The sequence below is a fragment of the Delftia sp. PX-1 genome (genome assembly GCF_055797465.1).
The window spans coordinates 3,665,154-3,679,533 of the sequence record NZ_CP184763.1 but is presented as its reverse complement, the minus strand read 5'-3'; the positions used below and the strand labels follow the sequence as shown (position 1 = coordinate 3,679,533).

The 14,380-nt window shown below is 67.3% G+C and carries 12 protein-coding genes; 7 read left to right on the top strand and 5 right to left on the bottom strand.

All coding sequences use genetic code 11. The features are described 5' to 3' along the window. The first annotated feature begins 58 nt into the window (after positions 1 to 58). From ACN20X_RS16895 to ACN20X_RS16870, 6 genes are all read left to right on the top strand, one after another. Positions 59 to 2,131, top strand: coding sequence for an ABC-F family ATP-binding cassette domain-containing protein (locus ACN20X_RS16895; RefSeq protein ID WP_160852510.1), 2,073 nt, complete (start codon positions 59 to 61; stop codon positions 2,129 to 2,131). A 283-nt stretch (positions 2,132 to 2,414) separates the two neighbouring features. After that, positions 2,415 to 3,344 (top strand): MurR/RpiR family transcriptional regulator, encoded by a 930-nt coding sequence (locus ACN20X_RS16890; RefSeq protein ID WP_236884614.1) that lies wholly within the window; start codon positions 2,415 to 2,417, stop codon positions 3,342 to 3,344. After that, positions 3,341 to 4,378: an amino acid ABC transporter substrate-binding protein gene (locus ACN20X_RS16885; protein ID WP_392412948.1), complete on the top strand. Its 1,038-nt coding sequence runs from the start codon at positions 3,341 to 3,343 to the stop codon at positions 4,376 to 4,378. Before ACN20X_RS16890 ends, ACN20X_RS16885 begins: the two co-directional genes overlap by 4 nt. 20 nt (positions 4,379 to 4,398) lie before the next feature. Continuing rightward, positions 4,399 to 5,448: an amino acid ABC transporter permease gene (locus ACN20X_RS16880; RefSeq protein ID WP_016453494.1), complete on the top strand. Its 1,050-nt coding sequence runs from the start codon at positions 4,399 to 4,401 to the stop codon at positions 5,446 to 5,448. 17 nt (positions 5,449 to 5,465) lie between these two features. Continuing rightward, positions 5,466 to 6,548 carry an amino acid ABC transporter permease gene (locus tag ACN20X_RS16875; RefSeq protein WP_016453495.1) on the top strand — a complete coding sequence of 361 codons (1,083 nt, stop codon included), beginning with the start codon at positions 5,466 to 5,468 and terminating at the stop codon, positions 6,546 to 6,548. After that, a complete protein-coding gene (locus ACN20X_RS16870) occupies positions 6,545 to 7,519 on the top strand; it encodes an isoaspartyl peptidase/L-asparaginase family protein (RefSeq protein WP_473209633.1) in 975 nt (324 codons plus the stop codon). Before ACN20X_RS16875 ends, ACN20X_RS16870 begins: the two co-directional genes overlap by 4 nt. Positions 7,520 to 8,231: 712 nt before the next feature. Here the strand turns inward: ACN20X_RS16870 and phbB are convergent. The 3 genes from phbB to ACN20X_RS16855 all read right to left on the bottom strand — a co-directional run bounded on the left by phbB (position 8,232) and on the right by ACN20X_RS16855 (position 12,376). Next, complete coding sequence (phbB, locus tag ACN20X_RS16865) at positions 8,232 to 8,969, bottom strand: acetoacetyl-CoA reductase (RefSeq protein WP_016445929.1); 738 nt, start codon at positions 8,967 to 8,969, stop codon at positions 8,232 to 8,234. Between the two features lie 212 nt (positions 8,970 to 9,181). Beyond that, positions 9,182 to 10,363, bottom strand: a complete 1,182-nt coding sequence (locus tag ACN20X_RS16860; RefSeq protein ID WP_016453497.1) for an acetyl-CoA C-acetyltransferase — start codon at positions 10,361 to 10,363, stop codon at positions 9,182 to 9,184. 123 nt (positions 10,364 to 10,486) lie between these two features. Continuing rightward, entirely contained in the window at positions 10,487 to 12,376 is a 1,890-nt protein-coding gene (locus ACN20X_RS16855; RefSeq protein WP_016453498.1) for a PHA/PHB synthase family protein, read from the bottom strand. Positions 12,377 to 12,520: 144 nt separating this feature from the next. Between ACN20X_RS16855 and ACN20X_RS16850 the strand changes: the two genes are divergently transcribed. Beyond that, a complete protein-coding gene (locus ACN20X_RS16850; protein ID WP_016445926.1) occupies positions 12,521 to 12,865 on the top strand; it encodes a hypothetical protein in 345 nt (114 codons plus the stop codon). On the opposite strand, the gene ACN20X_RS16845 is transcribed toward ACN20X_RS16850, so the two are convergent. After that, on the bottom strand, positions 12,785 to 13,678 hold the full coding sequence (locus ACN20X_RS16845; protein ID WP_016453499.1) for a purine nucleoside phosphorylase YfiH/LACC1 family protein: 894 nt from the start codon (positions 13,676 to 13,678) through the stop codon (positions 12,785 to 12,787). The genes ACN20X_RS16850 and ACN20X_RS16845 overlap by 81 nt on opposite strands. Beyond that, positions 13,675 to 14,340: a maleylacetoacetate isomerase gene (gene maiA, locus ACN20X_RS16840; protein WP_016445924.1), complete on the bottom strand. Its 666-nt coding sequence runs from the start codon at positions 14,338 to 14,340 to the stop codon at positions 13,675 to 13,677. The genes ACN20X_RS16845 and maiA overlap by 4 nt, the downstream gene beginning before the upstream one ends. Positions 14,341 to 14,380: the final 40 nt, after the last annotated feature.

Here is a 14,380-nt window from a genome sequence, read left to right as displayed (position 1 = left end):
GGGCATGGCGGGCGGCAATCCTGCCCTGGCGCAATCGCTGGGATAATCCTGCCCATTCATGATCAGCCTTCGCAACATTACCCTGCGCCGCGGTACCCGCGTGCTGCTGGACAGCACCTCCGTCTCCATCAACCCCGGTGAAAAAGTCGGCCTTGTCGGACGCAATGGCGCCGGCAAGTCCAGCCTGTTCGCCCTGCTCAACGGCAGCCTGGCCGAGGATGGCGGAGAGTTCTCCATCCCCTCGCAATGGCGCCTGGGCCAGGTCGCGCAGAACATGCCCGAGACCTCGGAGACGGCCACCCAATTCGTGCTGGACGGCGACACCCGCCTGAGCGAGCTCAACGCCCAGCTCGCGGCCGCCGAGGCCAGCGAGGACGGCATGGCCATCGCCCACGCCCACGTGGACCTGGCCGATGCCGGCGCGCACGACGCCGTGCCGCGCGCACAGGCCCTGATCCTGGGCCTGGGCTTCAAGGTCTCCGAGCTGGAGCACCCCGTCAACAGCTTCTCGGGCGGCTGGCGCATGCGCCTGCAGCTGGCGCGCGCGCTGATGTGCCCCTCCGACCTGCTGCTGCTGGACGAGCCCACCAACCACTTGGACCTGGACGCCCTGGTCTGGCTGGAAGCCTGGCTCAAGCGCTACCCCGGCACCCTGGTCGTGATCAGCCATGACCGCGAATTCCTGGACGCCATCACCAACACCACGCTGCACATCGAAAACGCGCAGGTCACGCGCTATGGCGGCAACTACAGCAAGTTCGAGGAACTGCGCGCCCAGCAGATGCTGCTGCAGCAGGCTTCGTTCGAGCGCCAGCAGGAAAAGATCGCCCACCTGCAAAAATTCATCGACCGCTTCAAGGCCAAGGCCTCCAAGGCCAAGCAGGCGCAAAGCCGCGTCAAGCAGATCGAGCGCATGGAAAAGGTCGCGCCCATGCTGGCCAGCGCCGATTTCACCTTCGAGTTCAAGCCGCCCGCCAACCTGCCCAACCCCATGCTGGCGATCACGGACGCCGCATTCGGCTACCTGGACGACGAAGGCCAGGCGACCACCATCCTGCGCGGCGTCAACCGCTCGGTGCTGGCGGGCCAGCGCATCGGCATCCTGGGTGCCAACGGCCAGGGCAAGTCCACCCTGGTCAAGACCATCGCGCGCGAGATGAAGGCCCTGGCCGGCACCGTGACCGAAGGCAAGGGCCTGAACATCGGCTACTTCGCCCAGCAGGAACTGGACGTGCTGCGCCCCGGCGAAAACCCGATGGAGCACATGATCCGCCTGGCACGGGACACCGGCGCCACCGGCCCGCAGGCGCGCGAGCAGGACCTGCGCAGCTACCTGGGTACGTTCAACTTCAGCGGCGACATGGTCAAGCAGGCCGTGGGCAGCATGAGCGGCGGCGAGAAGGCGCGCCTGGTGCTGGCCATGATCGTCTGGCAGCGCCCCAACCTGCTGCTGCTGGACGAGCCCACCAACCACCTGGACCTGGCCACGCGCGAGGCCCTGGCCATGGCCATCAACGACTTCGACGGCACCGTCATGCTGGTCAGCCACGACCGCGCCCTGCTGCGCTCGGTCTGCGAGGACTTCTGGCTGGTCGGCCGTGGCGTGGTCGGCCCCTTCGACGGCGATCTGGACGACTACCAGCGCTACCTGCTGGAAGAATCCCGCCGCCTGCGCGAGGAAGCCCGCAAGGCCGAACAGGCGGCTGCGGCCACCAGCAAGGCGGCAGCGCAGGTGGAGCCCGCAGCAGGTGCAGCAGCTGCAGCACCTGCAGTGCAGGCCCCCGTGGCTGCTGCGCTGGCCCCGGCCCCCGCTGCCCCATCCACGCCGCCGGCCGCCAGCGCCGGAGACCAGCGCGAGCAACGGCGCCTGGCCGCCCTGGCCCGCCAGCAGATGGCCGAGAAGACCCGGCCGTTCAAGAAGGAACTGGAACAGCTGGACAAGCGCCTGCCCCAGCTGCAGGCCGAACGCACGCGGCTGGAGGGCCTGCTGAGCCAGCCCATCTCGCCCGCCGAGATGGCCGAAGCAGGCCGCAGCCTCAAGGCCTGCAACGACGAGATCGACAGCCTGGAGGAACGCTGGCTGGAACTGAGCGAGCAGATCGAGCAGCTGTCGGCCGCGATGTCCGACTGATTCCAGTCGTTCCCGAAAATCAGGCGGCCCCATGGGTGCGAGGCCCTTGCTCGCACCCATGACCGTCTGCCACCAGCGTCGTCCCGCGTGAAGACGGCGCTCCACTTCGGCTCCACCCAATTGCGCCCCCGAGGCCCCGCCCTCCCCCCCACTCCCCTCACGCCCCCGCACTCCCCCGCAGCCAGCGGAACGCATGGATCGTTCGGTTCAGGGTTTCCCCTGAATGAAAGATTTCATTCCTAAAAAATAATGAATGAAATAGACCATTCACTTTCATTCATTCATGGAATTCCACCCCCATCCCGCCGTACAGGAACTGCTGCGCGCCAGCGTCGATGGCTCGCCCGCCGTCGCCCGGGTCGGCCGCTGGATGGCCGCGCATCCGGTCCTGGCCGTCACGCTGAGCGCCGAGGAAGTGGCCAATGCCTGCGGAGGCTCCCTGGCTGCCGTCAACCGCTTCGCCAAGCACGCCGGCTACGAAGGCTTTGCCGATCTGCGCCTGCACCTGGGCCGCCAGCTGCAACAGGCCCTGGAGCCCGTGAACAAGCTGCGCGCGGCGCACGAGCCTGCCGCAAGCGCCGTGGGAGCGCAGGCCTTCGAGCACACGCAGCGCAATCTGCAGGCGGCCGCACAGGCCTGCGACCCCGGCCTGCTCGATCAACTGGCCCAGCGCATCTGCCGCGCGCGGCGCGTCCTGTTCATGGGCTTTGGCAGCTCCCACCATGTGGCAGCCTTTGGCGCCGACGCGCTGCAGCCTTATCTGCCCCAGGTGCTGGAAGTGGCCTGCGCAGGCGGCACGGAGCAAGCCGTCAGGCGCATGACGGGGCTGACGGAGCAGGACGTGCTGATCGCGATCTCGCTGCCGCGCTACTCACGCGAAGCGGTGGAGCTGACGGCGCATGCGCGCCAGCGGGGCGCCCTGACCATCGCCATCACCGACGAGGCCACCAGCCCGCTGGCCGGCCAGGCCGACTACGTGCTGCTGGCACCCGCCGCCCACCCTCTGCTGCCATCGTCGGTGCTGGCGGCCATGGCCATGGTCGAAGCGCTGGCCACCCAGGTCATCCGCGCCACGCCCCAGGCCGTGCGCAGCCTGGTCGAACTGTCCGAGTCGGTGCTTCCCTACCTGATACCGGACAGCAGCCCCGCTTCACCTGCGGCGAGCAAGCCGCAACCCCAGGCCCCCCATCCCGCCGCAAAGGACTCCGCATGAATGCCCCTGCCCGTTTCCGCTTTCTTTTCGCCTCGATGGCCGCCGCGGCCACGCTCGCTGCCGCGCCGGCCTACGCAGGCAAGACACTGGATGGCATCAAGCAGCGCGGCGCCGTGGCCTGCGGTGTGCACACGGGGCGCGCAGGCTTTGCGCTGGCCGACGGCAGCGGCAACTGGTCCGGGCTGGACGTGGATTTCTGCCGCGCCGTGGCGGCCGCCACCCTGGGCGACGCCGGCAAGGTCAAGTTCATTCCCACCAGCGGCCAGACACGCATCACGGCGCTGCAGTCCGGCGAGATCGATCTGCTGGCACGCAACACCACCTGGACCTTCACGCGCGACAACGGCCTGGGCCTGATGTGGGCGGGCATCAATTTCCACGACGGCCAGGGCTTCATGGCCAGGAAGAAACCCGGCCTGAACAGCGTCAAGCAGCTCTCTGGCGCCACCATCTGCGTGATCAGCGGATCCACCACGGAAAAGACCCTGTCGGAGTACTTTCGCGCCCACAAGCTCAACTACAAGGCGGTGGTGTTCGACAACCCCGAAGCGGCCCTGCAGGCCTTCAGCAGCGGGCGCTGCCAGGCCTATACCGGCGACCTCGGCGCCCTGGCCGTGCTGCGCGGCAAGGAACTGGCCAACCCCGACGACTACGTGATCCTGCCCGAAGTCATCTCCAAGGAGCCGGCCGGCCCGGCCGTGCGCCGCGGTGACGACGAATGGTTCGCCGTCGTGCGCTGGACACTCAACGCCATGATCGAGGCCGAGGAGCTGGGCATCACCCAGGCCAATGCCGACGAGCTCAAGACCCGCTCCGACAGTATCCAGGTCAAGCGTTTCCTGGGCCAGAGCGACGACCTGGGCAAGCAGCTGGGGCTGGACAGGGAATGGGCGCTGCGCATCGTCAAGGCCGTGGGCAACTATGGCGAGAGCTATGAACGCAACCTGGGCGCCAGGTCCGGATTGAACGTGCCGCGCGGCAAGAACGCGCTGTTCACCAAGGGCGGCCTGATGATGTCGCCGCCGATGAACTGACGCGCCGAAGGCACCCTGCCATGAATGCCGCGAACGCTGTGGATGCTGCGAAAGCCGTGAATGCCATCGACGCCGGGGCACGACAGCCGCCGGCCCCCACCCGGCCACGCTGGGGCCGGCTGACCTTGCAGCTCGCCATCGGCTGGCTGCTGATATTGCTGCTGGGCTGGCTGGCGCACAACGCCAGCAGCAACATGGCCGCGCGCGGCATTGCCGGGGGCTTCGGCTTTCTGGAGCAGACGGCCGGCTTTTCCATCTCCGAAGGGCTGCTGCCCTACGAGCCCGGCGACAGCTACCTGCGTGCGGTCGCGGCCGGCGTGGCCAACACGGTTCGCGCCGCCGTGCCCGCGCTCGTGCTGGCCACCGTGCTGGGCCTGCTGCTGGGCGTGGCCGCCGTGGCAAGGCATCCGCTGCTGCGCGGCGCCGTGCGCCTCTATGTCGATGTGGCGCGCAACATCCCGCTGCTGGTGCAGGTGCTGCTGTGGTATTTCGCGCTGACTTCGCTGCTGCCCGATGTGGACCACCCTCTGGCCATCGGCCCCCTGGGCTTTCTGAGCAAGGCGGGGCTGGCCCTGCCCGGCCCGGTGTACGACAGCGCGGTGGGCTGGCACTGGAGTTCTCCGCAACCGGGCATGTTCGGCATCGACGGAGGACTGGCGCTGACGCCTGAATTCCTGGCCCTGGTGGGAGCCCTGGGCCTGTATGCCGCCGCCTATTGCGCTGAAATCGTGCGCGCCGGTCTGCAGGCCGTGCCGCGCGGGCAATGGAATGCTGCCTCGGCCCTGGGCATGCGCCGCGGCCAGCAGCTGCGCCTGGTCGTGCTGCCGCAGGCCCTGCGGGTGATCATTCCCCCCTATACCAACCTGGCGCTCAGCACCATCAAGAACTCCTCGCTGGCCGTGGCCATCGGCTACCCCGACGTGGTGATGGTCGCCAACACCGCCATGAGCCAGACCGGCCAGGCCATCGAATGCGTGACCATCATCGCGGTGGTCTACCTGGCCATCAACCTGCTGACCTCGCTGGCATTGAATGCCTTCAACCAGCGCAGTGCCTTCATCACACGCTAGCCGGGAAAGACCTGCCCATGAGTGCCGTACTCCGCGCACCGGCCCTGCCGGTGGCCCCGCCCCGGGTTCCGCTGGCGCAGCGCCTGCGCGCCAGCCTGTTTCCGGATGCGCTCTCCGGGCTCATCACCGCCACGCTGCTGCTGGCCGCGCTGTGGGCGGGCTGGAAGCTGCTGGCCTGGGGCATGCTCCACGCCGAAACCGCAGCCGACCCCGACACATGCCGCGCTGCGGCCGGCGCCTGCTGGGGCGTGGTGCGCGAGAAATACCGCCTGGTATTCCTGGGCCGCTATCCCGTGGCCGAACAGTGGCGCCCCGTCGCCGCCAGCCTTTGGCTGCTGGGCAGCGTGGGCGTGGCGGCGCTGCCGCGCTTCTTCGGCCGCGCCGGCATGGCAATGCTGCTGGCCGGGTTGACCGGCTTTGGCGTGCTGATGGCCGGCGGTGTGGCCGGCCTGGCACCCGTGCCCAGCGATCTGTGGGGCGGCCTGCCGCTGACCCTGTTCCTTGCCGTGATCGCCTGCCTGGCCGGTGTCCCGCTGGGCATCCTGCTGGCACTGGGCCGGCGCTCCAGCCTGCCCTTGATCCGCATCCTGTGCACGGGCTTCATCGAGGCCGTGCGCGGCGTACCCCTGATCACGCTGCTGTTCTTCGGGGCCTTCGTGCTGCCCATGCTGGTGCCCGCGCAATGGCGGGTGGACCCCATGGTCCGCATCGCCGTCTGCCTGGCGGCCTTCAGCGCGGCCTATCTTGCCGAGGTGTTTCGCGGCGGGCTGCAGGCCGTGCCCCAAGGCCAGGTCATGGCGGCCCAGGCCATGGGCTTCACCAGAGTGCAGGTGCTGCGCCACGTGGTCCTGCCGCAGGCGCTGCGCGTGACCATCGCGCCCACGGTGAGCAACTTCATCGGCGCGGTGAAGGACACCTCCCTGGTGGCGATCGTGAACATCTACGACATCACTGGCTCCCTGAAGATGGCCATGAGCGACCCCCACTGGATTGCGTACTTCGTGGAGATGTACATGGTGGTCTGTGCCGTCTACCTGCTCATCGGCCTGGGCATCGCCCGCTATGGCCGCTTCCTGGAATCGCGCTACGCACTCCAATGAACATGTCCCAGAACTCCCGAAATTTTTCCATTGCCGTGCACGGCGGAGCAGGCACCGTCATCCAGGGCCAGGCCGACGAGGCCCCCTACCACGCCGCGCTGGCCCAGGCGCTGGAGGCGGGCGCCGCCCTGCTGCGGCGCGGCGCCAGCGCGCTGGACGCCGTCCAGGCCGCGTGCCAGTCCCTGGAAGACTGCCCGCTGTTCAATGCCGGGCGCGGCTCCGTCTACACGCGCGACGCGCGCCACGAGATGGACGCCGGCCTGATGGACGGCAGCAACCTGCGGGCCGGCGCAGTCGCCTCCGTCAGCCAGGTGCGCAATCCGATTGCGCTGGCGCGGCATGTTCTTGACGATGGCCAGTGCGTGCTCCTGGTCGGCGAAGGGGCGCAGCGGTTTGCCGATGAGCGCGGGCTGGCGCGGATGGATGCAGGCTACTTCGACTCTGCCGAGCGCCTGGCACAGCTGCGCCGGGTGCAGGCGCAATCCGGCCAGACCGCGCTGCTGGACCACGACGCCAGCGGACTGGCGGCGCACCCTGCTCCGCTGAACGAGAACGGCAAGATGGGCACGGTCGGCGCCGTGGCGCGCGATGTGCATGGCAACCTGGCCGCTGCCGCATCCACCGGCGGGCTGACCAACAAGCGCCCCGGGCGCGTGGGCGACACGCCCGTGGTGGGCGCAGGTTTCTACGCCGACAGCACCACCTGCGCCGTGGCGGCCACCGGAACCGGCGAGCATTTCCTGCGCGCAGCCCTCGCGCACGACATCCATGCGCGCATGCGCTACCTGGGGCAAAGCCTGGAACTCGCAGCCGACGCCGCAGTGCGGGGCACGCTGACACACATCGGTGGCCAGGGCGGCGTGGTGGCCGTGGACAGCGACGGACGCGTGCACTGCCCCTTCAACAGCGCCGGCATGTACCGCGGCTACATCGTGGACGACGCGCCTGCCGTGACCCTGATTTTTGCCTGATGGACGTTTTCACCCCGGGTTGACCTGTGCCCACGCATTGCGGGCAACGAGGCGTAACAGCATCGACATTGGCCCGCCACGCCCGTAAGCCTCTGTCAGGAAACGGATTTTTTCTCACCGCGCCAGAAATCTGTCTTCAAACTGACAGATCACCACCTCCGGGCTTGCAATTGCTTGCGTCCTCGGGCAATCCCTGAGTCAACCTGCCGCCACTGCCCCGCGTTGAACACGCAAAGGAGTGACTGCAATGACCGACATCTTTTCCCACACCGCCCTGCAGACCCGCTTTGCAGCCGCTGCGCTGGCCCAAGCTGTCTGGCCATGGGATGACCGTGACCGCAAGCGCGGCCCCCGCAGCGCTTGAAAACCGGGTCACGAAAAAGTTTCGACTTCCTTCGAAAATTTTTTAAAAACCTGTCAACCAGCTGAATCCAGCCCGCGTTAAGAGAGCAATACAGGAGAAGTTTCCATGCAAACGAACGCCATCATGTCCATCTGGCCCGAAGACGAACGCGATCGCAAGCGCTGAGGCGCTGGCTGGCGCACACGGTGCCCCAGTCTCTGACACCACCGGTCTGACGGCCTTCCGTGCAGACCCCCTCTTCCACAGAACCCGCTTCAGCGGGTTTTGTCATTTCTGGGACATTTGCCGCGGGGCTGCCCCACAAAAAAGGAGCCCGGAGGCTCCTTTGCAGTGCGAACCCTTGCAGGTTCAATGCATGTGCAGGCCACCGTTGACCGAAAAATCGGCGCCGGTGGAATAGCCGCCTTCCTCCGAAGCCAGCCAGGCGATGATCGATGCGATCTCGCTGGGCTCGCCCAGGCGCTTGACGGGGATGGTGCCCACGATCTTCTCCAGCACGTCGGGACGGATGGCCTTGACCATGTCGGTGCCGATGTAGCCGGGGCTCACGGTGTTCACGGTCACGCCCTTGGTGGCCATCTCCTGCGCCAGCGCCATGGTGAAGCCGTGCATGCCCGCCTTGGCGGCCGAGTAATTGGTCTGCCCGGCCTGGCCCTTGGCGCCATTGACCGAGCTGATGTTGATGATGCGGCCCCAGCCCTTTTCCACCATGTCGCCCACGACCTGCTTGGTCACGTTGAACATGGAGTTGAGGTTGGTCTCGATGACGGCCTGCCAGTCTTCGGGCGTCATCTTGATGAACATGCGGTCACGCGTGATGCCGGCATTGTTGACCAGCACATCGATGCTGCCGTGCTCGGCCTTGGTCTTGCTGAAGGCTTCGACGGTGGAAGCCCAGTCGCCCACATTGCCCACCGATGCATGGAAGGTGAAACCCAGCGCCTTTTGCTCGTCAAGCCACTTCTGGAAGTCGCGCGACGGACCACAACCTGCGATGACCTTGAAGCCTTCCTTGTGCAGACGCTGGCAGATGGCCGTTCCGATGCCTCCCATTCCCCCTGTGACATACGCTACTTTTTGAGCCATTCTTCTCTCCTGTCAATCAATGGTTGCTTCAGATCAATCTATCCATGACAACCGGAACATTGACGCCGGTTATCGCCAAGGGTGCCTGAGCCTCTGGGCCCGGCCCCCTCGCATGGCTAGTATGCAGCGCGTGCGCTGCGCCCCTCTTCGGGCAGGCCCTAGTCAAGCCTAGGATCTACCCTGAAAGCTTGCTAACGTTTTCCCGGAGCCTCTCAGACGCGCTCCACCGCCATGGCCACGCCCATGCCGCCGCCGATGCACAGGCCGGCCAGACCCTTCCTGGCGCCGCTGCGCTGCATCTCGTGCAGCAGGGTCACCAGGATGCGGGCGCCCGATGCGCCGATGGGGTGGCCGATGGCAATGGCCCCGCCGTTGACGTTGACCTTGGCCGGATCGATGCCCAGCTCCTGGTTCACCGCACAGGCCTGTGCCGCGAAGGCTTCGTTCAGCTCGAACAGGTCAACGTCCTGCGCAGACCAGCCGGCGCGCTGCAGCGCCTTGCGCGAGGCGAACACCGGGCCCAGGCCCATGGTGGCGGGGTCCAGACCGCTGGTGGCATAGGAGACGATGCGCGCCAGCGGCGTCAGGCCCAGGGCCTTGGCCTTGGAGGCGCTCATCACCACCACGGCGGCGGCGCCGTCGTTCAGGCCCGAAGCATTGCCGGCCGTCACCGAGCCGGCCTTGTCGAAGGCCGGACGCAGGCCTGCCAGCGCCTCGGCGTTGGTCTTGCGGTTGATGTACTCGTCGGCCGCAAAGACCACGGGATCGCCCTTGCGCTGGGGAATGCTGACGGGAACGATCTCATCCACGAACTTGCCGGCGTCCTGCGCGGCCGTGGCCTTTTGCTGGCTGGCCAGGGCCAGGGCGTCCTGCTGTTCGCGGCTGACGCTCTTTTCCTTGGCCACGTTCTCGGCCGTGATGCCCATGTGGTACTGGTTGTAGACGTCCCACAGGCCGTCCACGATCATGGTGTCAGCCATCTTCCACTCGCCCATGCGCTGGCCGTCGCGCGAGCCCGGCAGCACGTGGGGGGACAGGCTCATGTTCTCCTGGCCGCCGGCCACGACGATCTCGCTGTCGCCCGTAGCCACGGCCTGGGCCGCCAGCATCACGGCCTTCAGGCCCGAGCCGCAGACCGCGTTGATGGTCAGGGCCGGGGTTTCCTTGGCGATGCCGGCCTTCATCATGGCCTGGCGTGCAGGGTTCTGGCCTGCGCCAGCGGCCAGCACCTGGCCCATGATGACTTCACCGACCTGGTCGGTGCCGACCTTGGCGCGGCTCAGAGCCTCGCGGATCACGATGGAGCCCAGTTCGGTGGCGGGGATCTTGGCAAGGGTGCCGCCGAACTTGCCAACGGCAGTGCGGACAGCGGAAACGATGACGATGTCTTCCATGATGACGGACCTTTCTTTGGACTCTTGAAGGGATGCCCGGGCACGCACTGCCGAAGCTGCGGCAGCGGCACCCTGCATTCAAGCCGCAGCGTTATTGCGCTGCAGCATCGAAACGATTGTGCCTCAGGCCTTGGCCAGCACGTAGCGGCCCGGGGCCGGCTCGATGGCCGTGTATTCCCTGCCCTTGCCGTACTGCTTTGGCGCCGCGACCAGCTTGCCGCCGTGCTCGGCCAGCCAGGGGCTCCAGTCGGCCCACCAGCTGCCCGGGTACTCGTCGGCGCCGGCCTGCCACTCCTTGAGCGTGGGCGGCAGCTGGCCGTCCTCGCGCAGCCAGTAGCTGCGCTTTTTCTTGGCCGGCGGATTGATCACGCCCGCGATGTGGCCGGATGCGCCCATGACGAAACGCTTGTCGCCACCCAGCACCTGGGTCGATGCATAGGAGCCGCCCACGGGCACGATGTGGTCCTCGCGCGAGCCGTAGATATAGGCCGGCAGGCGCAGCTGGTGCATGTCGATGCGCTCGCCGCAGACGGTCAGCGCACCGGGCTCGACCAGCTTGTTTTCCAGGTAGAGGTTGCGCAGGTACCAGGCGTAGTACGGGCCGGGCAGGTTGGTGCAGTCGCTGTTCCAGTACAGCAGGTCGAACGGCGGCGGTGTTTCGCCCTTGAGGTAGTTGCCCACCACGTAGTTCCAGACCAGATCGTTGGGACGCAGAAAGCTGAAGGTCGATGCCAGGTCCTGGCCCTTCATGAGGCCGCCCTCGCCCATCTGCATTTCGCGGAAGCGCACCACGGACTCATCGATGAAGACATCGAGGATGCCGGTGTCGCTGAAGTCGATGAAAGTGGTCAGCAGCGTGACGCTGGCCACGGGAAATGGCACGCCGGCCGGCGCCGTGGCGCGGGCTGTGGATGTGCGGGCGGCGCTGCGGCTGCCAGCCGCGCGCTTGGCTGGAGCCGCCTTGGCCGCCGGAGCAGCAGCTGCGCCATGCTCGCGGTCGTGGCGTGCCTGCAGCACGGCCAGCGCGGTGGACAGCATGGTGCCGCCCACGCAAAAGCCCAGCACGTTGATCTGCTCGGCCCCCGCGATCTCGCGTGCCACGCGGATGCCGGTGAGCACGCCGTCTTCGATGTAGTTGTCCCAGGTCTTGTGCGCCAGGCTGTCGTCGGGATTGCGCCAGCTCATCACGAAGGTGCGGTGGCCCTGGCTGACGGCATAGCGGATCAGCGAGTTGTCGGGCTGCAGGTCCAGGATGTAGAACTTGTTGATGCACGGCGGCACCATGAGGAAGGGACGCTCGTGCACCTTGTCCGTCAGCGGCTTGTACTCGATGAGCTGGAACAGCTCGTTCTCGAACACCACGGCGCCTTCGGTGGTGGCAACGTTCTTGCCCACGGTGAACAGGCTCTCGTCGGTCATGGAGACATGGCCCTGGCGCATGTCGGCCAGCAGGTTGGCCACGCCCAGGGCCAGGCTCTCGCCCTGGGTTTCGATGGCCTTCTTCTGCGCCTCTGCATTGAGTGCCAGGAAGTTGCTGGGCGACATGGCAGCCAGCCACTGTTCCACAGCGAAGCGCACGCGGTTGCGGGTCTTCTCGTCGGCCTGCACGGCCTCGGCCAGGCCCATGAGCATGCGGCTGTTGAGCAGATAGGTGGCTGCGGTGGCCGCCGTCAGCGGGTTGTCGGCCCAGGATTGGGTGTTGAAGCGCTTGTCCTTGGCCAGCAGCGCCTGGGCGCCGCCCTGCTCGCACATGGCCTTGGCGCCGTCCAGGTACTGGCGCTGCAGCTCCAGCAGCTTTTCGGGGTCCAGCGACAGCGCGTTCTCGGGCAAGGCGCCGGGTTCGGGGACTGCAGCCTTCCAGGCCTGGGCCATGTCCGGCATGCCCGCGCCCTGTGCCCCCGGCATTCCCGGTGATCCCATCTGCTGCAGTATCTGCAGCGTCCGGCTCCATTGCTCGTTCCAGAATTGCTGGATGGGTTGGCCTGGCAGGCCTGCGAGTGGGTCAAAATTCATGCTGCATCCTTGTTCGCGGATGCCGTTCGCAATAGCCTGGGGCTTGCGGGGCATCCGTTTTGATTGTGACCCAGGCGAGCCCCCCGTTGCCCGGCACAGCCCTCCACAAAAACCCGTGCCCGGTGCGCCTTTTTCGAATCGACCATGTATCTCGTTGTTATCGCCTGGTTGTATGTCACGCTGATGATGGCCGTGGCCGAAGCCGCCAGCCCCACGGGCAGCATACTCGGCGCCCTGGTCACTTTCGCACTGTATGGACTGCTGCCGCTGTCCATCGTGATCTACATCATGGGTACGCCCGCGCGCAACCGAAAGCGCCATGCGCGCGAACTGGCCGAGCGCCAGGCCTGGCTGGCGCAGCAGCAGGCCTCGCAGGGCACGGCGGACGCACCGGACGCGCCCGCGCCCTCAGTCCTTCCAGATGCAGGCGGCGAATCGGCCGCTGCTGCCCAGGCGGGCAGCGTCGCGCCGGTGCGAAAAGAACCGTGAGTCGTTGAGCACCGTGCACCATGCGTCGCTGCCGTCATTGCCATGGATGGCAGTGATGCCCAGCGCCGCCAGGCGCTGGCGCGCAAGCCCGGCCAGGCTGGCCAGGTACTTGGGGGTGCCCTCGCCCGCCTGAGGTATGGCGGTGAAATGCGCGGCGGCGGCGGCGTCATGCGCGATGAAGGCAGCACGCACCTCGGCACCGACCTCAAAGGAACGCGGACCGATGCAAGGGCCCAGCCATGCCAGGGTCTGCGGCGCCACCTGCTCGAGCGCGGTCCGGAGCTGATCGGCAAAGCGCTTGAACAGAGACTCCAGCACACCGCCTGCCAACGGCTGACCCGCATGGCCAGGCGGCATTCCGGCCAGACCGCGCCAGCCCGCATGGGCCGCGCCCACCACGGCGCCGCTGCGATGGGCCAGCAGCACGGGCAGGCAGTCGGCCACCATGATGGTGCAGACCACGCCCGAGGCGCTGGTCACGCAGGCATCGAAGGCCTGGTCCTGCGCGCTGCCAGCATCCAGTGCGATGACATCCACGCCATGCACCTGCTGCAGGAACACCGCGCAGGCATCCGGCGTATCCGCACGCACGATCTCCTGCAGGCGCTGGCGGTTGGCGCGCACGGCCTGCGGGTCGTCGCCCACATGGTCGCCCAGGTTCAGGCTGCCCCAGGGCGCCGTGCTGACGCCGCCTTCGCGCGAGGTGCACAGCGCGTGCACGCCGGGCGGCGCGGGCCAGTCGGGCACCAGCCAGGATACGGGGATGGTGCCGGGGAGGTTGCCGGGGATGGAGTCAGGCCGGGCCGCGCTCATTCCGCGTCGGGGCAGGCCGAGGGATGGGCCTTCTGGAAGGCCGGCAGCGCCTCGCAGCGATCGACGATGGCCGCCAGGCGCGGCAGGCCGTCCAGGCTCACGTTGAAGCGGCGGCCGTTGAAGATCTGCGGCACCAGGCAGCAATCGGCCAGCGTGGGCGTGTCGCCCCAGCAAAACAGCGAAGGCGGCAGGCCGGCGGCCTCGCGCTCGGCGGCCAGCAGGTCCAGCTGGCGCTCGAAGGCCTCCAGGCCCGATCGCACCCAATGCACGTACCAGCCGCTCTTGGCCTCGTCGGAGACACCCAGGTTGCGCACCAGGTACTTGAGCACGCGCAGGTTGTTGAGCGGATGGATCTCGCAGGCCACCATCTGGGCCAGTGCGCGCACATGGGCACGGCCCAGGGCGTCACGCGGCAGCAGCGGTATTTCGGCATGGGTCTCATCGAGATATTCGATGATGGCCATGGACTGGGTCAGCCAGTGGCCGTCCTCGGTCTCCAGCGCCGGCACCAGCGCATCGCCGACATGCTGGGCATAGGCCGGCGCCTTGTGGTCGCCGCGCAGCAGGTGCACGGGTACGGATTCATAGTCCAGGCCCTTGATCTGCAGCGCAATGCGCACGCGGTAGGAGGCCGACGAGCGGAAGTAGGTGTGGAGCTTCATAGACCGCAAAGCATACCGTGCAGCAGCGCCGATGCATGGC